The sequence below is a fragment of the Leptospira sanjuanensis genome, from assembly GCF_022267375.1.
GTDB classification, from domain to species: domain Bacteria; phylum Spirochaetota; class Leptospiria; order Leptospirales; family Leptospiraceae; genus Leptospira; species Leptospira sanjuanensis.
In genome coordinates this window covers 2,168,619-2,192,679 of record NZ_JAIZBH010000001.1, presented here as the reverse complement: position 1 = coordinate 2,192,679, position 24,061 = coordinate 2,168,619, and the positions used below count along the sequence as shown (strand labels likewise).

The window sequence follows — 24,061 nt, the reverse complement described above, 5'->3', positions numbered from 1 at the left end:
CCTACCACCGCAGTCCTGTTATCAATCCAATCTTAAGGAAAATGGGTATGAAGAAGCTCTTAATCGTTTCCTCAATCGTTTTGACCGCCGGTGTTCTGGTGTTCAGCGCTTGTAAGAAACCTACTGAAAATTCCCAGGCAGCCGATACCGGTAAAGCAAACAGCCCTTCGGCTGTTGTTGTGTTCAGCGTTGGAGAAGCTAAAATTCTTCACGCGGATCTTACCGAAGAAAAAGCTACTTTAGGCGCAAGTCTGAAGACCGGCGACAAAGTCAGCACGAAAGACAAATCCAAAGTTGATATTCAATTTGCGGACGGTTCCGCGATTCGTATCTCTGAAAACTCAGTGATCGACTTTGACGGACTTTCGATCAACTCCAAAGGAAACTCCGATACAAGACTGGCTCTTGTTTCCGGAAAAGTTTTCGCGAAAGTCAACAAGGCTTCCAAAGAAGACCAGTTCTCCGTGGTTACTCCGACCGCGATCGCTGGTGTGCGCGGAACATCCTTTATCGTAGAGAGATCTAAATCCGACAAAGCTGTCGTAAAAGTTTTGGACGGAGCGGTTGCGGTTGCTCCTCGTGTTGCGGCACTTGAAGGATTGAGCGACGAAGAGATCGCAAAGGACGAAGATCTGAAAAAGATCCAGCAATCCGTTGCTTCTTCCGAAATCGTTTTGGAAAAGAACCAAGCGTCCGTGTTGAAAGCGGATGATAAATCTTTGGAAGCGAAAGACGCTTCTAGAATCAGCGAAAAGAATATTAGTGGCGTCGTAAAGAAACTGGATAATTCCGGAATCTCCAAGAAAGAAGAAGAAGAGATCAGAACGATCGTAACCGTGGACAAAGACACCACGGAAAAGATGGTTCGTATCAACGAAGAATCTTCCGGAAAGGTTGACGAACAAAAAGCGGCCGCTCTGGAAGCTGAGAGAAAGAAACTCGAAACAGAAGTTGCATCTCGTCAAGAAGAAGAAGCTAAGAAATTCAAACAAATCCTGATCTCCGCTCCGAAAGAGCTGAAATCCAGCAAGGATATCGTAAGCTACTACGAAAGAATCGAAAAGATCATCATGACTGACGGATCTTCTATGATCGGTGCAATCGTGGATCAACAAGGATCAACGATGATCGTTCATACCGAACAAGGTATCAAGAAGATCAATCAAGCGGATGTTCAAGAAGTAATCTACGACTTCCAAACGAAAGCTAAATTCTGATAACAGTGACTGAACCTGAAATCAGGTGGAAAAAACCCGGGCGTAAAACCTCGGGTTTTTCTTTGTACGACTGCACTCGGGTTCTTATCCATTTCTTCGGAAAAGAAAATCCATGATTATGAAATAAGCTCTGATAGCCGTCTTCTATCACTACGACTTCGTTTCACGATTTCAGATTTTGCGGAGTTTTTTGCGCGAGGATCTTTGAATCGGAGGAAAAATCAACCCTCGAACTTTTGATTCCATAGAATCAAAAGCGATTCTAAGATTTCTTCCATATCGATCAGCATTACCTTTTTTTCCCAATGAAGAATCATTTTATTCTTACCAAAGCGATTGATTTCCGCCCAATGCGCTTCCAGGTTCGGAATCAGATTGATCGTCTTTTCCAAAAGATCCTTCACTTCGGAACGGCTGACGGGACCTTGTTTATCGGAAAGATAGGAAATGATGGAATGATAGAGGAGTCTCTTAATGTCTTCAGGCGGGGGACCGAAGTGTTCTACGGATTCCATGAGACTTGCTCGTCCGCGTGATAAGAGCTTCTGACCAAAGGCCCCGAATACACTCCCTTCAACCCGATCGACTTACCGTAAATTCTCAATTCTTGAAACACTTCGGGAAGAATGTATTCTTTTACCGGAAGATGCGTCGGAGTCGGTTGCAGATATTGTCCCAGAGTCAAAAGAGAAACGCCGACTTCCGCTAAGTCTAACATACATTCTTTGACTTCTTCCACGGTTTCGCCCATTCCCAAGATCAGACCGCTTTTCGTCAAAAAACCGCGTTCAGACGCGATCTTTAAAACTTCGAGAGAACGTTCGTATTTTTTCTGAGGGGCAACTTCGGGAAACAGACGTTTGACGGTTTCTACGTTGTGATTGAAAACGTCAGGCTTGCTTTTGAAAATAATTTCCAAGGATTCTTGTTTTACTTTGAGATCGGGAACGAGCAATTCGATCTTGCAATCGGGAAGTCCCGCTCGAATCGCTTCCACTGTTTCCGCAAAATGTGCGGCGCCTCCGTCTTCCAAATCGTCCCGGTTTACGGCCGTGATCACAACGTGTCTTAGCCCGAGCGCGATCGCCGATTCGGCGACTCGTTTCGGCTCGTCCCGATCTAAAGGTGCCGGTTTGCCGGAAGCAACGTCGCAATAGGAACAACGTCGCGTGCAGATATCGCCTCCCAACATATAAGTCGCCGTTTTACGGGACCAACAGTGATTTAAGTTCGGACAAGAAGCGCTTTCGCAGACCGTATTGAGTTTTTTTTCTTCTAAAGAATCGCGAACGATCGCGACTGTATTGTTTTTGGGATCCGGAAAGGTAAGCTTTACTTTGAGCCAATCCGGTTTTTCCGGCGCTTCCTGAATCGAATGAGTACGCGGCTTTTTTTTGAGAGGGTTCATACAATACGGGTCCGAAAAAACGGAGCTTTCCCTTCTATCCTGCCGCGAAGGAGGACGAGGTCAACGAAAGTTTTGGGTAGAAGATTTTTTGAAACATTTCGGAATGGAAGAATCCATGCAATCCAAGGATGATCGGAACACCCCGGAAGGAATTCGTCTCAATCGCTTTCTCGCGGATTGCGGACTCGGTTCGAGAAGAAAGGTCGAGGAAATCATTCTCGGCGGTCAGATCGTGATCAACGGAAAAAAGGTCACCGATCTAGGAACCCGTGTGAACCCGGAAATGGACGTTGTCTCTTACCGAGGTGATATACTTCGACAGGGAACGGAGCCGAAACAACTTCTGATCCTGAACAAACCGGTCGGCTATCTCTGTTCGCATCAAGATCGTTTTCATGAAAAAACGGTATTCTCCCTTCTTCCTTCCGCCTTTAAAAATTATAAAATCGCGGGCCGATTGGATTTGAACTCCAGAGGGCTTTTGATTTTAACCAACGACGGCGATTTAGCACAGAAAATTTCACACCCGTCCAACGGTTCCGAAAAAGAATACCTCGTAACTCTCAAATACGATCCGGGAGAAAAGCAGATTCAGGCGGCGTTTCAAAAAGGGATTTTGGATGCAGGGGAAATTCTGCGTGCAAAGATGGTTAAACTCGTTCCCGGGAAGAGTTGCGTATACCGCGTCATTCTCGGGGAAGGAAAAAAAAGACAGATTCGAAGGATGTTTCACGCATCCGGTGCGAGCGTGGTGGATCTGCAAAGAATCCGCGTAGGTTCGATACGACTAGAAAAGCTGGGTTTGGAAGAAGGTAAATTCCTTCTCCAAGACGCAGGGGTTTGGGAATGAATTTTATCAGCATAGAATTTCTTTTATTTTTTTTGGTGTTTTATCTTCTTTACTGGAACGTTCCGGAAAAGAGCCGAAAGTTTCTTTTGATTCTGGGTTCTGCGTTCTTTTATTCGGTATTCAGTCTTAACTTTCTGTTTCATTTGATTCTGGTGGTTTTTGCGAACTGGGCGCTTTACCGCTATTGCCGCGAAAAGTCCTGGTATGTAAAGGCCGCGGTGGTTTTAAACCTTCTCAACTTAGGTTTATTCAAATATTTTTATTTACTCATGGAGTTTGTCGGGTTCGTTTTATCGATTCCCGCGCTTCAGGAAAAAACCGCGCTCGACGCTAAGGTTTCCGCTTTGTTCGGCCTTACCGGTTTCGAAGTCGTGTTGCCCGCGACGATCAGTTATTATACGTTTCAGTTGATTTCTTTGGCGGTGGATTCCAAGCGGGAAGGGTTTAACAAGAATGTCGGTTTAACGGATTTCTTTTCGTTTATCTTTTTCTTTCCCGTGATGATCGCGGGTCCGATTTTACGTTTCGATCAAGTTCGGGATCAGTTCGCGGCTCCTACGATGACCCCGTCTAAAATGATCGACGGTCTTTGGCTTTTTCTGCGAGGACTTGTAAAAAAAGGACTTTTGTCCGCCGCGATTTTGCCTCTGATCGCGCCCGCATTTTTATCACCGAAGGACTATTCCGGAATCGCGCTCCTTTTGACCTGCTTTTTGTTCGCGGCCAATCTTTACTTCGACTTTTCGGGGCTCACCGATATGGCGCGCGGAATCGGAAAATTGATGGGATTCGATCTTCCGGAAAACTTCAAGGCTCCGTTTTTCTTTCAGAGTTTCGGGGATCTATGGAGAAGATGGCACTTAACGTTTTCCTATTGGATTCGCGATTACATCTACATTCCGTTAGGCGGGTCTCGAAAGGGAGAATTCAGAACCGCCGTGAACTTTATCGTTACGTTTATGTTAGGCGGACTCTGGCACGGTGCGAACCTGAACTTTTTGATCTGGGGTCTCTTGACGGGAGTTTATCTTTCCTTGGAACGATTGTTTGAAGTGAAGAATTGGAACGTTCTTCCTGAAATTCCGTATGTCAAAGCGACTCTCCGTTACTTGTTCGTTCTGCTTGTGTATTCGATTTCATGGACTTTCTTTTTCACCCCTGATTTCAACTCCGCGCTCTCGTCCATCGGAAGAATCCTTACCTTTCAGAGCGGTCAAGCTCTGGCCGGTTTGGAAACGGGAGTGTATATGCTTCTCTTCGTTTTCTTGTTCCACGTCGGTGAAGAATGGCCGGAACGTTTTTCCGTTCCCGAACTTTGGAGAGCGAGACTTTTACCGATTTTGGGACTTCTGATTCTTTTTATCATGGTCGGAATGAACGCGGGTAATGCGGACTTCTTTTACTCAAGGTTTTAAACGGGTTTTTATCAATGAAGAAATTCTACATCTATTATCCGGTTCTTTTTTTAGTTTTCGTATTTTGTTTGGACAAGACATTCACTCTCGAATATTTCCAAAAGAGTTTTATCCAAGCGGGTAATACGGTTTATTATACGCAGAGAAAATCCTTGTTCGAAAAACTCAGCAAGGATAAGAACTTGGAAAACAAGTCCTTAGCGCTTGCGTTCGGCGATTCAAGAGCGTATCCGTATTCGGTTTTGGGGATCGAAAAGAAGTTTCAGAAAGACTGGGTTCTTTATAATTTTTCCGGTCCGCAGGCCGTTCCCGCATACGGATTGTATTGGTTCGAAAAGATCATTTCCAAAGGAATCAAGCCGAAACTCGTATTTTACGTGGTTAGTCCCGAAGGTTTCGATGACACGAAGGGGATTTTCTACGATCCGTTTTTGAAATACGGAGCGGACGACGAGTTTCTTCTCAGATATTTGGATCAGATTTCCTTCGAGGACCGAAAGAAACTTTTTTTGGATAGGCTCTTTGCGGTTCGAAGAATCAATCCGGATTTGAAGCTGTTTTCCAAAAGATTTCAAGAGAAGAAGTTAAGCGAATACAATCCTGCGTTTAATACGGATTATGTGATTCTTAATTTAAAGAATGGAGAACAATTCGCGTATACGACTTTTCTAAACGATCCGGATCGTTTGGAAAAAGACGCGGTTCGAATCCGAAACCTATATCTTTCCACCTTTACTCTGGGGAAGACTCAGTTCTTCTTTGTGGAACAATTTCTCAAATTGGCGCGCGAAAACGATGTGAAGGTTTATTTGATCTGGCCGAAAGTCTACAAAACATATCAAAAACGGTATTACGAACTGGAAATGGAAAAGACCTGGTGGCCTAAGATTCAGGATCTTGCGGCAAAGTATTCCGCGGTTCCGGTGGATTTGAACACGCAGACTTCCTGCGATTTGTTTTACGACGCCTCCCATCAATCGATCATGTGCTTTTTAGAATCCATGAAGCTGATGACGGATGATTATTACGGATTTAAAAAAATTCCTGTTCGATAAGCCTTTTGTCGGAGCATTTCGTTTTTCGTTGAGCCTGTATTTGAAAAAGGACGAGCTACTTTTGAATTTTCGAATCGGTAGGAGTTCCCACAATTGTATCAAGGACGACTCGTTCGCGAATTTAGTTTCTTGGTGAAACAAAGATTTGTATGAGTTCCCACACTTTTTGCTGTTTTTATCCGTGCTAAAGTATCGAAATATTCAAACTGCGGGATATTCGTATGAGTTCCCACAGTTTTGAATTGCCGAGTTCTATGATCGGAATCGAAAAAAGAAAACCCTCGTTTTTAGGCGAGGTTTTTTTTCGTGACCACCTTTATTGTAGAAAAATGGTAGATTGATCGGTATCTAATCTATCCAAGAATCGGTTTTTCATTCCTAGATCAATCCGTGACTCCATACCAAACGGTCTAATCTACCGTTTCTCATACGGCGGTTTTCACCACTTTAGCTTTTTAGAATCTTCTAAAAACTTCTCCAATCCAATGTCGGTCAATGGATGTTTGAAGAGTTGTAAGAATGCGGAGTGGGGCATAGTTGCACAATCAGCTCCTCTCAATGCCGATTCTTTCAGGTGCATAGGGCCGCGAATGGAAGCTGCGAGGATTCTCGTGTCGTATCCGTAGTTGTCATAGATTTCTCTGATCTCGGAGATCAGTTCCATTCCGTCCCAACTCGTGTCGTCCACTCGTCCGATAAACGGAGAAATAAAGGTGGCACCCGCTTTCGCCGCGAGCAGCGCCTGTGGCGCTGAAAAACAAAGAGTAACGTTCGTCGGAATATTTCTTTTCGTTAATTCAACGACAGTTTTGAGACCTTCCGGAATCAAAGGAACCTTGATGACAACGTTTTCCGCGATCTCAACAAGTTCGAGAGCTTCTTTCAACATTCCATCGTATTTTGTGGAAAGAACTTCCGCGCTCACGGGTCCGGGAACGATGGAACAGATTTCTTTGATGACTTCTTTAAAATTTCTTCCCGACTTCGCAATGATGGAAGGGTTTGTGGTTACGCCGTCCACGAGGCCGTAGGATGCGATTTCTTTGATTTCGTCTATGTTTGCAGTATCGAGGTATAATTCCACTAACATGCTCCGAGAAAATAGGATGCTTAGAGCATGCGGGGAAAGCTAGATGGTGGTCAATTGAAATTCTTCGGTTTTATGGAATCAAATCGCGAAGGGTTTTGATTTCTTCCGCACTGAAGAATTCTTTGTATTCTTTTTCGATTTGAAATTTGATCGAAGAACTGAAATAATCCACTCTTCTCGTAAAAGGCATTTTTTTATAAGCCTCTTTCCACTGAACGACGTAGCCGCCCTTAGGAGGAGATTGTTTCTCGTCCGTTTTTTCCCAAAGAACCGCGCCGCCGATTTTGTTTTCCGCTAAGGATTCTTTTTTCGGTTTTCCGTATTTCTGTTCCAACTTTTGTTGAACGTCTTTTCCGGGAAGATAACGAAACAAAACTCCCACGGAAAAAAGAACTCCGGGAGAAGAATGATTTTCATCCTCCATCTCCGATTTGTTTTCCGCGGTAGGAGCGGGTCTTTGCTCTTTCGGCCTGGAATCGATTACGATTTTCGGCGTGGAATAAAAACGATACGAATATAGAATTCCGTTTCTTCGGATAAGAAGCGTTTTCTCCTTATCTTCGAAAACGATTTCCACCTTCTCGTCGTTTTGAGGATTGGTGGATAACGAAAGAAACTTTTCGCGTAGGTTCGCGTAACTTTCTCCCCAAGAGGATTCGGCGAATCCTTCCAACAAGTTGATCGCTTGTTGGTTCGTGTTCGTGGGTTGTCTCCGGTTCGGACCTTCGTCCGGAAGCTGCGCATATAAAACGGCCGGAGCCAGAATCAGGGAGAAAAGAAGAACAAAGATTCTCATAGTGTTTCTATCGGCAGTTTCGGTTGAAACCTATTCAGAATCTTCTTCCTGAAAACGGTTTTTCTGACCCGCAAACTGAATTCCGCCGATCCTAACCTTTCCATTCCAACGTAAAACAAGCAAAACGGCGATGATCGAAATATTCGGAAGAACGAATAAAAACGGAATCTCGTGAAACAGTCCGTAAACGGCCAGGTTGGATGCGATTACCGAAATCGAAGATCCGCTGAGTATCGTGACTTCCTGTTCGAAGAACCGGACCAGAAAGTGATTCGGACTCGTGGAAGGAAGGTCTTTGAGGACCAACTCGACAAGAACCCCGTACGTCGTTAAAAGAGTTACCGGCAATAAAAACGAAAGAAAGAAATAATTTCCAAATGCGTCCGCATAATGCGGTGCGCCGAAAATTCCGCCGAGCAGTGTCCAGAGGTAAGACACGAAGGCGGAAACGGAGAATGCGATCGCTCCGTACTGAATGCTTCCGTTGGATTCCAACAGTTTGATCAGTTCGTCCGGAACGATCCGAATCCAATCTATCAATTCCAATCTTTCGAAGGATTCTCTTCCCGAAAGAAAGAGAAGTTTAAAGTAATAACTCACTAGTACGAGCACGACCGAAACGATTCCGAAAAAGATTAGATAGAGTAGAAATTCCATATCAGTGTCTGAAGTGCCTCATCCCTGTAAATACCATAATGAGTCCGTGTTCGTCGGCTGCCTGAATGACTTCCGCGTCCCGAACCGAACCTCCCGGTTGGATGATCGCTTTCGCTCCCGCTTTGGCGAGCGCGTCGATCCCGTCTCGAAACGGAAAGAATGCATCGCTCGCAACATAAGAACCGACAACGGAAAGTCCGACGTTCAAGGCTTTGTTGGCGCCTAACTGCACCGAGTCGACCCGGGACATTTGTCCGGCACCGATTCCGAGAGTCGCGTTTTCTTCCGTGTAAACGATCGCATTGGACTTGATAAAACGAACACAAGACCACGCGAACATCAAACCACGAATATCATCGGGCGTAGGTTGTTTTTTAGTGACTATTTTTAGATCTTTTTCGGTGATCGTGGTGTAATCCCGATCCTGTATGAGCAAACCGTGATGGATCGGTCTAAGATCCAATTCGTCGAGAGCTTCTTTGAAGTCTTCGATTTCGATTAGACGAACGTTCGGCTTTTTGGAAAAGATTTCCAACGCTTCCGGAGTGAACTTCTGCGCGATCACTCCTTCCACGAAGTTTTCCGTGATTACGTTCGCCAATTCTCCGCTTACGATTCCTTTGATGCCGATCACGCCGCCGAACGCTGAAATCGGATCGGTTCTCCTCGCGAGTTGATACGCTTCCAAAGGATCGTCCGCGTATGCGATTCCGCAAGGATTGAGATGTTTGATGATACAGACCGTGTTTTCGGGAAGAAGACTGGAGATATGAAACGCCGCGTCGAAATCCAGCATGTTGTTAAACGACAATTCTTTCCCTTGCAAAGGAGCAAAGTCGCTCTTGACGAACAATGGCTCATAGAACGCCGCCGCTTGGTGAGGATTTTCGCCGTATCTGAGTTTTTGTTTTTTGAGAAAGGAAAGATTGAGAACGTCCGGGAACGTATCACCCGCTTGTTTGTTGAACCAGGAGGAGATCGCGGTGTCGTACATCGCCGTATGAGAAAAAGCCTTTCTCATATAACCCGCCGCGACTTCTTCCGAAACGCCGCCGGATGCAATCAACGTCTGCACTTCTTTGTAGTCGTTCGGATCGGTAAGAACGAGAGTATGTTTGTAATTCTTAGCCGCGCTTCGGATCATGGAAGGTCCGCCGATATCGATGTTTTCGATGGCATCTTCCAGTTGAACGCCCGGTTTGGAAACGGTTTTTAAGAACGGATATAAATTGACCACGACCAAATCTATTTTAGGAATCTTTAATTCTTCCATCTTCTGTTTGTGAGCCGGATTGGAAGTGACTCCCAAAAGACCTCCGTGAACTTTCGGATGAAGCGTTTTTACGCGGCCGTCGAGAATTTCGGGAAAACCGGTGTAGTCGTCGATCGCGATCGCCGCGATTCCGTTTTCTTTCAGAAGTTTTAAGGTTCCGCCCGTGGAGATGATTTCCACGCCGTTTTGATGCAAGAATTGTGCGAATTCTACTAAACCGGATTTATCGCTGACGGAGATCAGGGCTCTTTTGATTTGTATCATTGTTTATCGGATGTTGACCTTTCTATTTTGGATCGTAAGCCTATCCTCGCAAAAGTATTGAACCGCGAGTGGCAGGATTTTATGTTCCTCTTTGAGAATCTCCAGAGTCAAATCTCTTTCCGACATTCCTTCCTCGATTTTCACGACCCCCTGGAGAATCACCGGACCCGAATCCACTCCTTCATCCACGAAATGCGCCGTGCAGCCCGCGATCTTGACGCCGTATTCAAAGGCTTGTTTCTGCGCGTTCAGTCCCGGAAAGGCGGGAAGAAGAGAAGGGTGAATGTTGATGATCCGATGACGAAAGGCTTGAATAACCGGGGGCTTCAAAATCTTCATATAACCCGCGGTCACGATGAGATCCGGTTGGAGTTCTAACAAAAGGCCGAGAAGTTTTTTGTGATATTCTCCTTTATCAGAAAACGAAGCGAAGTTTAGAACGTGAGAAGGGAGTTTGAATTCCAGGGCGATTTCGAGAGCCTTTGCGTCGGGGTCGTCGCAAATCAGTGCGATTGCGGTTCCGGCGATTTTTCCGGCCTTGAGACTCTGCAAAACGGCCTTGAGATTGGAGCCTCGGCCCGAGGCTAAGAATACGATCTTTTTTTTAGGTTTAGTAAACAGACTTGCCAAGAAAATTCAATCCGAGTAAAATCAGAACGGCTCCCGAGCTTTCGGCGTAATCCGGCGGTATTTCGGGAACTTCATGCGGAACTCCTGAGAGCAGGCTGAAAACGTTGGGCGGATTTTCCTCCGAGAAGAAAAAATCCGTGCCAGATCCGTAGAAATATTGGTCCCAAACGATTTCCACGGAAGTTTTTTCTGAGTTTTCCGGTTTCGAACGACGTTAAAGTTTTGAGAGAAACCGCAAGAATGTTCAGACCCAGCATTAAGGAGGCAAGAGTTTTTGTCGAAGAGTATTTCAGGAGAGATACATGTCACTTGCCAGAAAATCCACAGCGACCGTTGAACAATACAAATCCAACGAAATCTCGACTGTCAGCCAGGGAAAACTGATCGTTATGCTGTATGACGGCGCGATTCGTTTCTTAAATATCGCTCTGGAGAATAACACTCCCCGGAAGTACGATGTGGTTAACAATCATATCCTCAAAGCCGGAGAAATCGTAACCGAACTCATGCTTGCCCTCAATTTGGAACAAGGCGGGGAAGTGGCGAACAACCTCCTAGGAATCTACGTTTACATCAAAAAACGCCTTATAGAAGCAAATATGAAGAAGGATTCCGAAATCATTCAAGAAATCATCAAATACATGGAAGATCTGAAATCGGCTTGGGAAGAAATCGAGAAAAAAGAAAAGTCCAACGTCGTTTCGGCTCCGTTCCAAGGCAGCCGCGGAAGCGGTTTATCCATCCAGGGTTAAAACTTGTCGAACTCGGGTTCAATCGATCGGGACCGTAGCCTTATCATCCTTTACGGGGATAAGATTCTTTTGTTGGATCAGTTGATCTCCAATCAAAAGCGTCAGATGGAAGTGTTGGGTTACGGAGACGGAGAAGGCGGAGCCAAGATAGAAGATTTCAACATCACGATCATCGACAAACTTTGTTCCATCGATCGAAAGATCGAACGGATGGAAGAGGGAGTTCCCCAATCCTTGGAACTCATCGAACTCACGGAATGTCTCTTTCAAAAAATGGAAGAATCCAGAATTCTCCATTCTCAAGTCGAAGAAAGAATGAAAGAGATTTTGAAGGAATACCAGAAGGAACTCAACCAAGTTCAAGTTCAGATCCAACTCAAGAAACATCTCAGAAAAGACTATTGGAACACGGGGACCTGCTAGAAAGAGCCTTGGAGTTTCTGGGTTTAAACCCGGACTTCAGCGAAGAGGATCTAAAAAACCGTTTCTACTTTCTTTCCAAAAAATATCATCCCGACACGGGAGAATTCTCCAGCGATTCCTTATTCAAGGAATTGATCGAATACAGAGACGTCTTATCGGCGCATCTCGAACAAAAAACATTCAAAAAAACGAATGTTCCTTCTGCGGCCGTTTCTTCACAATCGAAAACTTCCAAGGATGCGGAATACTCCCTCTACAAACAGGCGAGGGAAATCTACGATTCGGCGATTCACGAGTATTATAAACTCACGGACGGCAATCCCATCTTTTTAAAAGGAGAGGAGAATCCGGCGCTTCGAAAGTTGAGGCATTCGCTCGAAATTTCCAAGTCCGGTTTTGAAACTTTGATCGCCTCGTATCCGCAGAGCATTTGGGTCGCAGACGCGAAGGATACGCTTCACAAAATCGAGGTTTGGTTTAAGGCACCCTAAGAGAATTGGAAGGCATGGAAAATACGAAACCGGACGCCGCTCCGTTTCGAATGCTGATCACCAGTACCTCGGATCGAAGAGTGATGTACTGACCGCTCGTTAAGGTCACGTTCATCTTGCAGATCCGATTCGCGTTTTCTCCCGTTCCGACCGCTGCCAGCGGACCGCTATTCGGACTGAGTTCGATCGAATATTCCAAAGGCTGGTTTGGGATTAGGTTTAAAAGTCCGTTCACACAATCGATTCCTGTGTTCATATCCGCGGGAAATCTCGAATCGTTTTCCGTATTCGCGACAAACAATCTATATCCGCTAAAAAAAAGTTCGGGGTTTCCCGCTCTCAAGCGCAGTTCGTATCCCGTCGCGATCGGCACGATGCTGATCAGGGTCGGAGGCGTGGAGATCAAGCGCGTGGTGGAATAGTGAGGGCAGCCCCAGAAAAAAAAACAAAACGCAATTAGAAAGAATGGATAAAGACGTTTCAAAAAGAAATATACTCCCGCCAGCCGAACTTCTCCGCCTGCTGATCCGATATTGAGAAGAGTGGAAAGCGTAGCTTCGGTGTCACCCGATTTTCTTTCGGTAAATCCCACTTCAATTCGGCGAGAAGCTTGTTTCCTTTTCGAGTATTGCAGTGTTTGCAGGCCGCTACAAGATTTTCCCAGGAATTGAATTCCTTCGGCCTTTCCTTTTTCGGTACGTGATCCCATCGGCTGCGCGGAATCACATGATCGAGAGTGAGTTTAGAACCCGGAAATTTCTTTCCGCAATAAACGCAGTGATAGTTGTCCCGTTGAAAGATGTTTTCGCGGGAGACTCGATCCCTTCTCGGAGGAACTCGGTAGTAGTCCCGAAGAAGAATGATTCGGGGCGCGGTGAATTTGAGTTTTTCAGAGCGGATTAAAAAATTTTTATCATCCTTGATGAGTTGGGCTTTTTCAAGAATGATCAGGATAAGGGCGTCTTTGACCGACCGGATCCCGATGGGGACGTAACCGGCATTCAGCACAAGCACCGGCTGCGCAAGAATGTCCATAACTGGTCAAAAAATAACCGATCGTCGGAAGATGTAAAGAAATTCTCAAGGGTCGACGGATCGTTTCTTGCGAATCCAATACACGACTCCGAACAACAAAGCGAACGTTCCTAAAAGTCCGAGAACCGTTAGTTGACCTTGGTGAACCCAGCCGATCAACGTATCGAAGTTGTAAGCGCCGAAATATCCCAAATAAACCCAAACGGGAACGGAAATTACGGCGGCCATAAAGTCGAGCGCGACAAAACGATAAAAGGAAATTCGATCGGAAGTCCCCGCCGTGAGATAAATCGGCATACGAAGACCCGGCATAAAGCGAGCCATAAAAGTAACCCAGTTTCCGTAACGGGCGATCTTGTCTTGAACCTTTGCGAATCGTTCGGGTGTAACGATTCTGGAGATCATCGGAATTTGAAGAACGCGGACTCCGTAAACTCTTCCGATTAAAAAAACCGCGCTGTCGCCGATCAAAACTCCCGCCATACCGACGAGAAACATAGAATGAGGATCGGCTTTTCCGAAACCGGCGATCACTCCGCCGGAAACCAAGGAAATATCTTCGGGAACGGGGAGTCCGAATCCGCAGAGAATGAGAACTAAAAAGACGGCGATATATCCGTATTCCGAAAAGAGATTCACGAGAATATTTAAGAATTCCATTCTTTGCGCTGTCCCTTGGTTGAGGATTTCAAGGACAGTAAAAAACGTGTCCCGTAAAATAGCAGTAAACAAAACAAAAAAAGTGGGGGGACTTTTCGGAAAAGTTTCGAAATTTTGTAAAACGTGTACTTTTCCAGAGACGATTTGATTCAAAAAGAAAAAGAGGGACTTGCACCCTATGCGATTTCCAGCGCGAATAACGGAGGAAGGATCTACGAAGAAGAGGAACATTCCTATCGTCTTCCGTTTCAAAGAGACCGGGATCGGGTTCTTCATTCCAGCGCGTTCAAACGGCTCCAATACAAAACCCAGGTGTTTATTTTTTCCGTCGGGGAGAATTACCGCAATCGAATGACTCACACTTTGGAGGTCGCGGGACTTTCCAGAACGATCGCGAGCGCTCTCGGACTCAATTCTCACTTATCCGAAACGATCGCTTTGGCGCACGATCTGGGTCATACTCCGTTTGGTCACGCCGGTCAGGAAGTATTATCCGGTTTGATGAAGGATCACGGAGGATTCGAACACAACAAACAATCTCTTAGAATCGTAACCGCCATCGAAAAAAAATATCCGAACTTCCCCGGTTTGAATCTTTGTAGAGAAACTCTCAAAGGTTTGATGAAACACGGAACCGATTACGATCCTTCGATGATGTTGTTGGAAAGAAAAGAAAGCGGGCCGTCGCTCGAAGGAATGATCGCCGATCTTTCGGATGAAATCGCGTATACGAGTCATGATATCGAAGACGGTTGGGAGATGGGTTATCTTCATCTCGGAGACTTATCGGAAAATCGGTTTTGGAAAGAAGTTTACGAAAATTGCAAGTTGCAATACAAGGACGCCGGCGAAAAAATTCTCGTGCGAACCGCGATTCGAACCCTTACGAATTCCATGGTTTCCGATCTGATCCAAAATATTTCTCAACAATTGGAAAAAAATCAGGTGCGGTCCACCGAGGATTTGGTGCTTCTATGGAAACAAAATATTCGCATCGCATCCTTTTCGGAAGAGATCCATTCGTATTTTCGAGAATTAAAATCATTTTTGTTCGAAAAGCTCTATCGTCACGAGGATCTCGTTCGTATGAGCGATTATGGTAAGAAGGTCATCGAATCCCTCTTTGATTACTTTTTAAAACATCCGGAAAAGATTCCGGAAACGTATAAGGAAAGAATCGAAGACGAATCCTTGCATCGGGTCATCAGCGACTATGTGGCCGGGATGACCGATCGATATGCCGAAAGAATTTATCAGTCCTTGCCTTGAAGCAGATTTCCGAATATTCAAAAAATAAAATGTTCTATTTTTTGAATATTGCCTTGAAAAGTCGGCTTTCGGTTTCGAGTCGCGCCGTTTTTAGATTCGAAGCAGTATTTCGTTTAGAAACGCGCAATTTGGACGCTCGGTAATTCTTCGTTCGGGATTTCTTGTTTTACTTGTCGGCCGGGGCGATCTTCGTGTCGACTTTTGTCGCCGCCGGTTTGGGCTCGATCGTTTCCGCCGGTTTAGAACAATAATTCACAATGATCATGATCGGGAACGGACCTTCCGTGCAAAAGTTCAAAATCCCGATCTGAAGATTTCCGTCTTCTCCGAGGTTCAAAGCCCCGATGCTGAGTCCTTTTCCGGAATTGATTACGCCGACGTTGACTCCGTAGCCGTAGTTGAATCCGCCGACATTCAAGCCGAATCCCTCGTTGTTGATCAATCCTATGTTGGCTCCGCTTCCGCCTCTATTGTAGGCGCCCGCCGTAATAAAGAGGCCTTTGTTTTCGCCTTTGTTATAGATGCCGACCTGAACTCCGGCTCCGCCGTCTTCCACATTGTTCGCGACTCCGGCTTGAACGGTAAAACCGCCTTTTTTTGCGGAGTTATAGATCACTCCGACCTGCGCCCCATAGGTTTTTCCTTCGGAGACGTTCGCGCCTCCCACTTGAAAGCCGATCAATCGTTCTTTGATGATGTTGACGACTCCTAAGTTCAGTCCGTATAAGTTTTTCACTTCTCCATGGAGAAAGTTGGCGTGAAAGACTTCGGTTTCGGTTTTTACGGGAACGCGGACGACGGAATGTTCGTTCGTGAATCCCGTGACTCCGCAGCTCAGCAAAAAAAGAAAAATCGAAAATTTAGCCGGAGATAAAAAATGAATTTTGAATATTCTAGAATTTGTATGTTTCATTGTTATTTACAGTAGTTGAATCCGATCATAATGGGAAAGGTTCCTTTTCCGCAGAAGTTTAAAAGTCCGAACTGCATCGTGGGTCCGTCCGTTTCCTCTTCGCCGCCGGAGTTGATCAAACCGATATGAATACCGCTCCCTCCGTTGAGAATTCCTACGTTGACGCCGCCGCTTTTGATGTTCAAAGCGCCCAGATTAAAGCCTCCCGCTTTTTCATTGAGAATTCCGATGTTGACACCGTTCGAATATAGATTCACGCCTCCGATCATCAGTCCTTTCGTGTCAAAGTTTCCGGCACCGATGGTAATATCGAATCCGGATCGTTGACTTCCAATATTGACGATTCCGGCTTGAATTCCGCTGGATTCTCCCTTGGAATAATTGACGATCCCCGCCTGAATCCCGGCCCCTTTGTTCTCGGATAAATTAACGACCGCGATTTGGGCTCCGTACGTTTTTTTCTCGGAGAAGTTTACGATCCCGAGTTGGCCGCCGATCATCCGTTCTTCCACGATATTGACGACGCCTACGTTGACCCCTGCGAGATTTTTGAGTTCTCCATAGAGAAGGTTTAAGCGGAATACTTCCGTTTCCGTTTTGGGTGGAATCCGAGTCGTGATCCGGGGAGTCAGCGCAAAACCGCAGTTAGTTGTCGCGATCCAGGCTAAAAGGGAAAAGAGATAAACGGTAGGTTTGATTTTGTATTTCATGATTCGTGTTAGATTGTGCGACGTAATTGGAACCGAAGAAAATTCGTTGTCAATATTATTTCGAAAGGAAAGGGTTCTAAACTTTTTAAAAAGACTTTTTTCGAATTTTGTTTGGAAAGAATTTATTTTGTTTCCGGTGCGAATGTATTTTCGTTTGCAGAGGAGTTTTCCGTCCAACCCGGTCTGCAATAGTTCGCGACGATCATGAAGGAAATCGGTCCTTCTTTGCAAAAGTTAAGAATTCCGATCTGAAAATTCTCCGTTTCGCCGATGTTGACCGCGCCGATCGAGACGGCGGAACCCTCCCCGTTCCAATTGATCAACCCCGCGTTGAAGCCGTATCCGTAGTTGAATAATCCGAAATTCACTTTGCCGCTTGCAAGATTGGCGACGCCGACGGAAAAAGCAAGATCTCCTTTTACTCTGCGTTCTCGGTTTTCCGGTGTGTCTCCCGGTTGCGGTCTCCCCGAATCCAAAAAGAAGTTCAAATTAAGAATTCCGATCTTCAAAAGAGCGAAGGAAGGCTTCGAATTATTGATCGCGCCGATTTGAATTCCCGTACCTTCTTCAGCCCCGTTTACGATTCCGAGTTGTATTCCAATCAAATCCTTTTGAACGAAATTCGCGAATCCGAGATTCAATCCGTGCATACGGTACGTTTCGCCGTAGATCACATTGACTCGAAGAATTTCCGTTTTCGTTTGCGGAGGAAGTTTTAGGGTCGCCCGAGTGGTAAGGGCAATTCCGCAATCGAGACTGATCAAAGAGAAGAATATTAGAAAAACGGAATGGATGAAGATTCGTATCATAGTTTCACCTGATTCTCGTTATCCATGAAAGAAGATTTTGTAAACCCAAACGAGATCCTTTCCTTATAAATCGTCCGTCAAGGCTCGCAGGACTTTGCGGATATGCAGGCAAAGTTCGTCCACTTCTTCCTCGGTCGTAAACCAGCCTGTCGAAATGCGGATCGCTCGAAGAGCTTCTTCTTCCGAATAGCCCATGGAAAGAAGGGAAGGAGCCGGTTCTCTAGATCTGGATTTACAGGAAGAGCCTGTGGAAACGACAAAGCCCGATTCTTCCATTCCCATCATAAAAAAATCCACGTCGTCCGTTGGCAATAGACAGAAGGAAGTCGTGGAAATCCGAGCCGATTCCTTTCCGATTAAAATACATCCGCATTCTTCCAGAACGGATTCAATCTTTGTCCGAAACCGTTCGGCTCGATCCAGCTTTTCTTTTTGTTCGGGAATTCTTCTCTTTAAAACTTCGGAAAAAGCGAGTATGGCGGGAGAATTTTCCGTTCCGGCTCTGTGATTGTTCTCCTGATTGCCGCCGTGAAAGATCGCGAATTCCTTTTCGGAAACGAGGTCGCTTTGCACCCAAGTTCCCGAGGCGCCCATTCCGGCTCCGATCTTATGACCGGAAAACGTAAACCCGTCGAGAAGTTCGAATGGAATCTCCAGTTTCCCGAAGGATTGCATCAGATCGGAAAACAAAGGAACGGAAAATCGTTTTGCAAGAGAGGAAATCGCTTCGATCGGTTGAACGACTCCGGATTCGTTGGCTACGTGAAGAACGAAAATCGGAGCGGCTTCTTCGTTTAACAATGTTTCGAGATGGGTCAGGTCGACGGTTCCGTTCGGATTCGAACGTATTTTTCGAAACGTAAATCCGGCAAATTCCAACGCGGAATACATCGAGGAATGTTCCAAAGAAGATACGATCGCGGAACCGGAAAACTTACCGCGGATCGCCTGCGTCATCAAATGATTCGCCTCCGTTCCCGTGGAGGAAAAGACGAATTCTTTCGCGGGTTTTCCGGTGTAATCCTCCAGGGTCTTTCGAGCGGATTCTATCTTTCCTTGTCTGGCTAAGGAGAATCGGGTCGCGCCCGAAGGGTTATAGAAGTCATCGAGATAATCCTTTTGAACTTCTAAAATCACTTCCGCGAACGGAGGATGCGTCGCGTTGTAATCAAAATAACGAATCTTCTTCGACATAGAGTTCGTCCGCTTCTTCGTATCTTCCTTTTTTTCGTAAAACGTATCGAAGAAGTTTTTTTCTGTCTTCTACGAGATCGCTTCTTCCGCTGCCAGTCACTCGATACGCTTTATCGATCGTGTAGAGATCCGTTTCGAGTTTCTGCAATTCCAAAAGCGCGGAATCGAGTTGTCCTTTTCGGATTTCAGCGCGGACGATCATCAATTTGGATTCGAATACGGAGCCTTTGTCCAAAAGTTCCGATCGGGCCGCTTCGGTGAAATAAAAAATCGCTTTGTTGAAAAAGAACGGATCGCGTTTGCCGAGTTGATAATTGAGCATTCCCCGTTTGAACAGCAATTCATCGTATTCGACCGTGCCCGGATCGGAAAAGAACAACAGCTTTTCCAAAATTCCGTCCGCCTCCAAGGGAGAAATCGAATTGAGGCCGGTTCTATAGATTCCGAACGCGAGAAGGTTCAACGCTTTTTTGAAATCGTTTGCGTTTACTTTGAGATTTCGATCCGGATCGATCACGAACGAATTCGATTTGATCTGGGACCAAACCCGCATCTGATTTTGTTTTTCGGTCAATACGTTATCCGGCTCTTCGTTGTTAGCGCAGGAAAAAAACGATTTCGGTTTTTTCTTTTTCTCCATCGCAACTCGAACCGCTTCTTCCGTGTTGCGAACGTAGTCTGCGTAGGCGAGTAAAACCTCTTCCGGTCTGCAAACGGCGAGCGCGGTCTTTTCGATCTTTTTCGGAACGGAAAAATCGGGTCCGGAAAAATTCAAGGCTCGCTTGTAATAATCGAGCGCTTCCAAAACGTTCGGAGAGGCGACCTTCCAATATTCTCCCGGATTAAAACTTCCCGTGATCGGATTTCTGGATTTCGTTTTGGAAGAAATTTTTTTCTCGGAGGATTCTTCCCTCCTACCCGAATCCTTGAATCTCCAGATCGACATAGAATCGGTCCAGGACGGTCTGTATAAAACCGTATCTCTTTCACTCAAAGAATAATAGTACAAACAAGCTTCTTTCAGAATTTCGAGATCGGGAATTCTTTCCCCTAAATCCTGATAGGCGATTTCCCTTTGAAGAATCGCGTCTCCCTTTTCGATAAATTCTTCGGCGGTTTGGCGATCGTAGCCCGGCGGTCGAATCATCAGGGCGAGTTTACTCAATAATTTATATCTGTTCGGAAGAATCCATGCCGCGGCGATCGCCCAAACGAGAATTAAGAGAAAGACATACTTTCGATTTTCCCGAATGTAAGTTAACAAAGTGGGAGACTCCTACGCGTTGGAAAATTGATTCGACTCCTGGACGGATCGGTTGCAAAATGAAATTCCGGACCTGCTGAGAGGATGGTTCCTGTTTCGTGGAACATTCTTTTCAAATCTGTCCGATTACCTGAATGAATCAAGCAAATAATACAATCGCTTCCCGACTTCCCGGTTTCCGTTTTCTTTCGTTTTGCGCGCTGCTTCTTCTCTTCACGACTGTCTCGCATGCTCAGGAAGAATGCGAGTATTCCGGGTCGACGGTTGCGCCGGAATTCTTTCTTTCGCTCGCGTTTGAAAAACAAACCGACGCCGCAAAGATTCCTTCTCAGGAAAAATCCAGAAAGAGCTACGAAGAATCCGTCGAGCATTATGAAAAATACATTCTATGTTCGGACGTTCTGCAAAGAAAGGTTTCTCCGGTTTCAAGAGTAGCCAAGGCCAACGTGCATTTTTATCTCGGTCAGTTTGATAACGCGGAAAAGGAAGCGGACGCGGCGATTCTCACGGATGCAAACTTCAGGGACGCGTATCTTTTAAAAGCGAGAATTCTGATTCGGGTCGGTGAATTCCAGAAATCCAGCGATTATCTCGAAGCGAATCTGAGTCGATTTCCGGACGACTCCGATTTCTTATATCTTTTGGGTTCCCTCAATCAAGAGCTCAAAAACTATCCGAGAGCGATTCTGTATTTAACGTCTCTCAGCGATTCGATTCGCAACCGGGAAGGAAATCCGAAATACAGATCCTTCGTCGACAAATCACTCGGGGAAATGTATTTCGCGAACGGTCAAAACAAAAAGGCCTTGTATTTTCTGACTTCGTACGTCCAGCAGAATCCGAGCGATATTACGGCGCGATTGACACTTGCCAAGATCTACAATCAGCTCGGTAAATTCTCTTCCGCGAGAAAGGAACTGAATAAGATCCTCAAATCCAAAAAAAATCTTTCCTCGGTGGAACACCTTTTGGCGGAGATGTATTTCATCGAAAGTAAGGCTACCGCATTCGAATATTTTAATATTCTGAATCAGCAGTCCAAAATCCCGAAAGGAAGCGTTTTGGAAGGGTTGTATCTCGTTCTTTTGGGGAAATATTCGGAAGCGAAGAATATTCTTCAACCCGTAAAGGAAAAACTTCCGGGCAGACTCGCGGTTCGTCTCGGAATGTTGGATATCTACGAAAAGGAGAAGAATTCTTCCTTGTATCGGAAGGAACTTCGAGAAGTCGCTGAACTCGTATTCAATATGCAGCAGTTCGAACTCGCGGAACGAACGGCCAATCGTGCGTTGCTCGCGTCTGATTCCGCTTCGGAATGGGGAGAAGCGGAAATCTATGATTTTCTCGCATCCTGTCACGAACAATCCGGTTCCATCTACCGGGCGATTTTGATGTCGCGCAAAGCCGCCGAAAAAGCGCAAAAGGAAGAGGACAAGCTCAAGTTTCAATTGCATCTCGCGTATTTGCTCCGCGCCGAACCTCCCGGAAAAAAAGAGGAAGCCGAAGCGATCATTCGAAACGTATTGAAAACTCAACCCGGAATGTCTTATGCGCGTTATCTGCTCGGGATCGTTTTGGCTTCGAGGGAAAAATACAAAGAAGCATTAGAAGAATTTAATGCTGCGATCGAAACCGATCCGCAAAACGGAGTCTATTATTTTTACAGAGCTTCGGTCCATGAGAAGTTGGAACAACAGGAATCCATGGAAAAGGATCTGAAAAAGTCCATCGAAATCGATCCCGGAAATCCGATGGCTTACAACTATCTCGGATATTATCTTTCGGAAAAAGGGATTCGTCTGGAAGAAAGCCTCGCGCTGGTTCAAAAAGCGGTCGAACTCGCTCCGGACAACGAAGCGTATCAGGACAGCCTCGGTTGGATATTTTTCAGATTAGGAAATCTCGACGAGGCGCTTTTGCATCTGCAGCTTGCCTATCAGATTCTCAAGGACAAAGGGGAAGAAGACCCCGTGATTCTGGAACATATCGGCGACGTTTATAAGGAAAAAAACCAAGGACGAAACGCGACCGCCTATTGGGAAAAAAGCCTCAAACTATTTAAGAAGAAGGAAGACATTTCCAGGATTCAAAAAAAACTGCAAAACGGATCTTCGGAACACTCCGGTCTTAAACCCGGAAAATAATCTCGGAAAATTCAAGTTATGAAACAGACTCTTTATGCAACAATTCTAATGGTTTCTCTTTTCGCGATCGGATGTACAAGTCAACAGATCGAGGAGATTTCCTTTCCCGATAAGGGAAATCTGAAATTCCTTTCTTCCAAAAATCCGGATGCGGCGCGTGTTTTAAAATCGGTCCGCGATTTGGAAACGAAGAATTCCTCTTATTCGGGGGAATTCTCCATGCGTGTGGAAAATTTCGTTCCGAAAAAGGAAAGTTTTTCCGCGGACGGAAAAATCTATTACGACAAACCTTCGGGAAAGATGTACATCGAACTTTCCGATCCTTTTTTCGGAATGATCGTTTCCCGGGTTTATACGGACGGGAATTCGATTCATATCAAGACCGCAAACGGAGGGCCGCAGGTTCTTCCGATGGGCGATATTCTTTTTAAAGATCCGAGCGGCAAAAAACAATCCACGATTCCGTTTCCGGTTTTGTATTCTTTGCTTTCCAACAACAGTTCCGGACTTGCGGGGAACGATCCCATCTTCGTAAATCTTTCGGAAAAGGCGATTCTCGTCAAAAAACCGGGAGAGGACATTACGTTTTGGATGACGGATTTTGGAATCAGTTCCGTGGAACTTCTTTCCAAAAAAAGCAATCTCAAGGCGATTACGAAAGTGCAGGGAACGATTTCTTTTCCTCCGAAAACTACGATCACAAGAATCGTGGAACCGAACACGAATTCGGATCAGAACAAGATCGAGATCAAAATGAAAAAGATCGCTTTGTCGGAAACGATTCCGGCGTCCAAATTTCAGTTTTAAAAAACCAAGATCGAGATTTACAACATTCTTTCCGGATTCAATTTGGAAAAATCCGGAATAAGAACGAAGCGTTTTTTAAACGCACGTTCAAACGATTCGAACTACTATGAATCCAAGGAGCGAAAATGCTTTCCGAAATTAAAAACAATCACGTTCTCGAACTCTACATCGAAACCAACGAGGTCAATTCCCTCGACGGAGAATTCTTTAAAGTCATCTCCGCAAAGTTGGAAGCAGCGGCAAAAGATCCTTCCGTCAAAGCGGTGATCCTTACTTCCAAAAACGAGAAGTTTTTTTCCAACGGATTCAATCCGGAAATTTTCGTGGGAAAAACATTGGCGGAGATTCAAGACGTTCTTCGTCTTGCTCTCGACACCGCTTCCAAACTTCTCTTTTTTGAAAAACCTCTGATCTGCGCGATGAACGGACATTCCATGGGGCTCGGCGCCGTTTACGCGATCTTTTGCGATTATAGAATCATGGTTGAAAAAAAAGGAAGACTCGGTTTTCCAGAATCTCAAATCGGAATCAACTTTCCTTCGGTCGCCGGGTTTATGTTGAAAGAAACCGTGGGTATCACAAAGGCACGAGACCTTTTGTATTCGGGAAAAGGACTCAAAGCGGAAGAAGCGCTCGAGATCGGTTTGATCGACGAGGTTGCCGCATCTTCCGAGGATCTTCTCGTGCGTGCGCGTAAATACTGCGATCAATTCAAGGACATGGCTATGGGCTCGGTTACTGGAATTAAAATCGCTCTCCGCGATCCGGTTCGTATGTTTGCTGAACACAACGCGGAACGAGACGTGAAACTTCTATCCGAGGCGGTTTTTTCCCGAAACGGTCAGGAAGGAATGAAGTCCATTCTCGAAAGAAGAAGGCCCGTATTTCAGTAAATTCTAATTTTAGAATATACGAAGATCAAAAAGCCGGTTTTA

Annotated in this window: 26 protein-coding genes; 11 read left to right on the top strand and 15 right to left on the bottom strand. The window is 45.5% G+C overall.

What is annotated here, in order from left to right:
* The first annotated feature begins 47 nt into the window (after positions 1-47).
* Complete coding sequence (locus tag LFX17_RS09850) at positions 48-1,217, top strand: lipoprotein LipL45 (protein WP_238746391.1); 1,170 nt, start codon at positions 48-50, stop codon at positions 1,215-1,217.
* A 221-nt stretch (positions 1,218-1,438) separates the two neighbouring features.
* On the opposite strand, the gene LFX17_RS09845 is transcribed toward LFX17_RS09850, so the two are convergent.
* Positions 1,439-1,732, bottom strand: a complete 294-nt coding sequence (locus tag LFX17_RS09845; RefSeq protein WP_238746384.1) for a hypothetical protein — start codon at positions 1,730-1,732, stop codon at positions 1,439-1,441.
* Entirely contained in the window at positions 1,720-2,625 is a 906-nt protein-coding gene (gene lipA, locus LFX17_RS09840) for a lipoyl synthase (RefSeq protein WP_238746382.1), read from the bottom strand. Before lipA ends, LFX17_RS09845 begins: the two co-directional genes overlap by 13 nt.
* A 115-nt stretch (positions 2,626-2,740) precedes the next feature.
* Here lipA and LFX17_RS09835 point away from each other — a divergent pair, with 115 nt between their 5' ends.
* The 3 genes from LFX17_RS09835 to LFX17_RS09825 are packed head-to-tail and all read left to right on the top strand — an operon-like array spanning position 2,741 to position 5,945.
* The gene (locus LFX17_RS09835) at positions 2,741-3,475 is read left to right on the top strand and encodes a pseudouridine synthase (RefSeq protein ID WP_238747732.1); all 735 of its coding nucleotides are present in this window, start codon (positions 2,741-2,743) and stop codon (positions 3,473-3,475) included.
* A complete protein-coding gene (locus tag LFX17_RS09830) occupies positions 3,472-4,890 on the top strand; it encodes an MBOAT family O-acyltransferase (RefSeq protein ID WP_238730094.1) in 1,419 nt (472 codons plus the stop codon). The genes LFX17_RS09835 and LFX17_RS09830 overlap by 4 nt, the downstream gene beginning before the upstream one ends.
* A 14-nt stretch (positions 4,891-4,904) precedes the next feature.
* Positions 4,905-5,945 carry a DUF1574 domain-containing protein gene (locus LFX17_RS09825; RefSeq protein ID WP_238746380.1) on the top strand — a complete coding sequence of 347 codons (1,041 nt, stop codon included), beginning with the start codon at positions 4,905-4,907 and terminating at the stop codon, positions 5,943-5,945.
* Positions 5,946-6,384: 439 nt separating this feature from the next.
* Here the strand turns inward: LFX17_RS09825 and fsa are convergent, their stop codons facing one another.
* The 5 genes from fsa to purN form a co-directional block, all read right to left on the bottom strand.
* On the bottom strand, positions 6,385-7,029 hold the full coding sequence (fsa, locus tag LFX17_RS09820) for a fructose-6-phosphate aldolase (RefSeq protein ID WP_118955709.1): 645 nt from the start codon (positions 7,027-7,029) through the stop codon (positions 6,385-6,387).
* 76 nt (positions 7,030-7,105) lie between these two features.
* Positions 7,106-7,831: a hypothetical protein gene (locus tag LFX17_RS09815; RefSeq protein ID WP_238730092.1), complete on the bottom strand. Its 726-nt coding sequence runs from the start codon at positions 7,829-7,831 to the stop codon at positions 7,106-7,108.
* A 30-nt stretch (positions 7,832-7,861) separates the two neighbouring features.
* On the bottom strand, positions 7,862-8,488 hold the full coding sequence (locus tag LFX17_RS09810) for a hypothetical protein (RefSeq protein WP_238746379.1): 627 nt from the start codon (positions 8,486-8,488) through the stop codon (positions 7,862-7,864).
* 1 nt (position 8,489) lies between these two features.
* Positions 8,490-10,025: a bifunctional phosphoribosylaminoimidazolecarboxamide formyltransferase/IMP cyclohydrolase gene (gene purH / locus LFX17_RS09805; RefSeq protein WP_238730090.1), complete on the bottom strand. Its 1,536-nt coding sequence runs from the start codon at positions 10,023-10,025 to the stop codon at positions 8,490-8,492.
* Positions 10,026-10,028: 3 nt separating this feature from the next.
* Positions 10,029-10,655, bottom strand: a complete 627-nt coding sequence (gene purN, locus LFX17_RS09800) for a phosphoribosylglycinamide formyltransferase (protein WP_238746377.1) — start codon at positions 10,653-10,655, stop codon at positions 10,029-10,031.
* A 302-nt stretch (positions 10,656-10,957) separates the two neighbouring features.
* Between purN and fliS the strand changes: the two genes are divergently transcribed.
* From fliS to LFX17_RS09785, 3 genes are read left to right on the top strand one after another with little or no spacing between them, the layout of a single operon-like run.
* Positions 10,958-11,407 carry a flagellar export chaperone FliS gene (gene fliS, locus LFX17_RS09795; RefSeq protein ID WP_238746375.1) on the top strand — a complete coding sequence of 150 codons (450 nt, stop codon included), beginning with the start codon at positions 10,958-10,960 and terminating at the stop codon, positions 11,405-11,407.
* 3 nt (positions 11,408-11,410) lie between these two features.
* Positions 11,411-11,830: a hypothetical protein gene (locus LFX17_RS09790; protein WP_238730088.1), complete on the top strand. Its 420-nt coding sequence runs from the start codon at positions 11,411-11,413 to the stop codon at positions 11,828-11,830.
* Positions 11,824-12,321 (top strand): DnaJ domain-containing protein, encoded by a 498-nt coding sequence (locus LFX17_RS09785; protein ID WP_238731565.1) that lies wholly within the window; start codon positions 11,824-11,826, stop codon positions 12,319-12,321. Before LFX17_RS09790 ends, LFX17_RS09785 begins: the two co-directional genes overlap by 7 nt.
* Here LFX17_RS09785 and LFX17_RS09780 read toward each other — a convergent pair.
* From LFX17_RS09780 to LFX17_RS09770, 3 genes are read right to left on the bottom strand one after another with little or no spacing between them, the layout of a single operon-like run.
* On the bottom strand, positions 12,308-12,805 hold the full coding sequence (locus LFX17_RS09780; protein ID WP_238730087.1) for an LIC11661 family lipoprotein: 498 nt from the start codon (positions 12,803-12,805) through the stop codon (positions 12,308-12,310). The genes LFX17_RS09785 and LFX17_RS09780 overlap by 14 nt on opposite strands.
* Positions 12,802-13,356, bottom strand: coding sequence for an HNH endonuclease (locus tag LFX17_RS09775; protein ID WP_118955702.1), 555 nt, complete (start codon positions 13,354-13,356; stop codon positions 12,802-12,804). Before LFX17_RS09775 ends, LFX17_RS09780 begins: the two co-directional genes overlap by 4 nt.
* A 45-nt stretch (positions 13,357-13,401) precedes the next feature.
* Positions 13,402-14,016, bottom strand: coding sequence for a DedA family protein (locus LFX17_RS09770; RefSeq protein ID WP_238746373.1), 615 nt, complete (start codon positions 14,014-14,016; stop codon positions 13,402-13,404).
* 123 nt (positions 14,017-14,139) lie between these two features.
* Between LFX17_RS09770 and LFX17_RS09765 the strand changes: the two genes are divergently transcribed.
* Positions 14,140-15,285: a deoxyguanosinetriphosphate triphosphohydrolase gene (locus LFX17_RS09765; RefSeq protein ID WP_238730085.1), complete on the top strand. Its 1,146-nt coding sequence runs from the start codon at positions 14,140-14,142 to the stop codon at positions 15,283-15,285.
* A 166-nt stretch (positions 15,286-15,451) separates the two neighbouring features.
* Here LFX17_RS09765 and LFX17_RS09760 read toward each other — a convergent pair whose 3' ends face one another.
* The 5 genes from LFX17_RS09760 to LFX17_RS09740 all read right to left on the bottom strand — a co-directional run bounded on the left by LFX17_RS09760 (position 15,452) and on the right by LFX17_RS09740 (position 20,175).
* Positions 15,452-16,198 (bottom strand): LA_2272/LA_2273 family lipoprotein, encoded by a 747-nt coding sequence (locus LFX17_RS09760; RefSeq protein WP_238746371.1) that lies wholly within the window; start codon positions 16,196-16,198, stop codon positions 15,452-15,454.
* A 2-nt stretch (positions 16,199-16,200) separates the two neighbouring features.
* Positions 16,201-16,908 carry an LA_2272/LA_2273 family lipoprotein gene (locus LFX17_RS09755; RefSeq protein WP_238746369.1) on the bottom strand — a complete coding sequence of 236 codons (708 nt, stop codon included), beginning with the start codon at positions 16,906-16,908 and terminating at the stop codon, positions 16,201-16,203.
* Between the two features lie 122 nt (positions 16,909-17,030).
* Entirely contained in the window at positions 17,031-17,717 is a 687-nt protein-coding gene (locus tag LFX17_RS09750; RefSeq protein ID WP_238730082.1) for an LA_2272/LA_2273 family lipoprotein, read from the bottom strand.
* 63 nt (positions 17,718-17,780) lie between these two features.
* Entirely contained in the window at positions 17,781-18,911 is a 1,131-nt protein-coding gene (locus LFX17_RS09745; protein WP_238730081.1) for a cysteine desulfurase family protein, read from the bottom strand.
* The gene (locus LFX17_RS09740; RefSeq protein WP_238746366.1) at positions 18,886-20,175 is read right to left on the bottom strand and encodes a hypothetical protein; all 1,290 of its coding nucleotides are present in this window, start codon (positions 20,173-20,175) and stop codon (positions 18,886-18,888) included. Before LFX17_RS09740 ends, LFX17_RS09745 begins: the two co-directional genes overlap by 26 nt.
* A gap of 134 nt (positions 20,176-20,309) precedes the next feature.
* Between LFX17_RS09740 and LFX17_RS09735 the strand changes: the two genes are divergently transcribed.
* The 3 genes from LFX17_RS09735 (at position 20,310) to LFX17_RS09725 (ending at position 24,019) form a co-directional block, all read left to right on the top strand.
* Complete coding sequence (locus LFX17_RS09735) at positions 20,310-22,319, top strand: tetratricopeptide repeat protein (RefSeq protein WP_238746365.1); 2,010 nt, start codon at positions 20,310-20,312, stop codon at positions 22,317-22,319.
* A gap of 18 nt (positions 22,320-22,337) precedes the next feature.
* Positions 22,338-23,126 carry a LolA family protein gene (locus tag LFX17_RS09730; protein WP_238730078.1) on the top strand — a complete coding sequence of 263 codons (789 nt, stop codon included), beginning with the start codon at positions 22,338-22,340 and terminating at the stop codon, positions 23,124-23,126.
* 125 nt (positions 23,127-23,251) lie between these two features.
* Complete coding sequence (locus tag LFX17_RS09725; protein WP_238730077.1) at positions 23,252-24,019, top strand: enoyl-CoA hydratase/isomerase family protein; 768 nt, start codon at positions 23,252-23,254, stop codon at positions 24,017-24,019.
* Positions 24,020-24,061: the final 42 nt, after the last annotated feature.

Excerpts from the sequence above, each read along its gene's own strand:
- LFX17_RS09850 (WP_238746391.1), top strand. The coding sequence starts at position 48 with ATGAAGAAGCTCTTAATCGTTTCCTCAATCGTTTTGACCGCCGGTGTT.
- LFX17_RS09830 (WP_238730094.1), top strand. The coding sequence starts at position 3,472 with ATGAATTTTATCAGCATAGAATTTCTTTTATTTTTTTTGGTGTTTTAT.
- LFX17_RS09750 (WP_238730082.1), bottom strand. The coding sequence starts at position 17,717 with ATGATACGAATCTTCATCCATTCCGTTTTTCTAATATTCTTCTCTTTG.
- LFX17_RS09845 (WP_238746384.1), bottom strand. The coding sequence starts at position 1,732 with ATGGAATCCGTAGAACACTTCGGTCCCCCGCCTGAAGACATTAAGAGA.
- LFX17_RS09810 (WP_238746379.1), bottom strand. The coding sequence starts at position 8,488 with ATGGAATTTCTACTCTATCTAATCTTTTTCGGAATCGTTTCGGTCGTG.
- LFX17_RS09725 (WP_238730077.1), top strand. The coding sequence starts at position 23,252 with ATGCTTTCCGAAATTAAAAACAATCACGTTCTCGAACTCTACATCGAA.
- LFX17_RS09735 (WP_238746365.1), top strand. The coding sequence starts at position 20,310 with ATGAATCAAGCAAATAATACAATCGCTTCCCGACTTCCCGGTTTCCGT.
- LFX17_RS09835 (WP_238747732.1), top strand. The coding sequence starts at position 2,741 with ATGCAATCCAAGGATGATCGGAACACCCCGGAAGGAATTCGTCTCAAT.
- LFX17_RS09730 (WP_238730078.1), top strand. The coding sequence starts at position 22,338 with ATGAAACAGACTCTTTATGCAACAATTCTAATGGTTTCTCTTTTCGCG.
- purH (WP_238730090.1), bottom strand. The coding sequence starts at position 10,025 with ATGATACAAATCAAAAGAGCCCTGATCTCCGTCAGCGATAAATCCGGT.
- LFX17_RS09755 (WP_238746369.1), bottom strand. The coding sequence starts at position 16,908 with ATGAAATACAAAATCAAACCTACCGTTTATCTCTTTTCCCTTTTAGCC.
- LFX17_RS09760 (WP_238746371.1), bottom strand. The coding sequence starts at position 16,198 with ATGAAACATACAAATTCTAGAATATTCAAAATTCATTTTTTATCTCCG.
- LFX17_RS09775 (WP_118955702.1), bottom strand. The coding sequence starts at position 13,356 with ATGGACATTCTTGCGCAGCCGGTGCTTGTGCTGAATGCCGGTTACGTC.
- LFX17_RS09825 (WP_238746380.1), top strand. The coding sequence starts at position 4,905 with ATGAAGAAATTCTACATCTATTATCCGGTTCTTTTTTTAGTTTTCGTA.
- lipA (WP_238746382.1), bottom strand. The coding sequence starts at position 2,625 with ATGAACCCTCTCAAAAAAAAGCCGCGTACTCATTCGATTCAGGAAGCG.
- LFX17_RS09770 (WP_238746373.1), bottom strand. The coding sequence starts at position 14,016 with ATGGAATTCTTAAATATTCTCGTGAATCTCTTTTCGGAATACGGATAT.
- fliS (WP_238746375.1), top strand. The coding sequence starts at position 10,958 with ATGTCACTTGCCAGAAAATCCACAGCGACCGTTGAACAATACAAATCC.
- LFX17_RS09745 (WP_238730081.1), bottom strand. The coding sequence starts at position 18,911 with ATGTCGAAGAAGATTCGTTATTTTGATTACAACGCGACGCATCCTCCG.
- LFX17_RS09815 (WP_238730092.1), bottom strand. The coding sequence starts at position 7,831 with ATGAGAATCTTTGTTCTTCTTTTCTCCCTGATTCTGGCTCCGGCCGTT.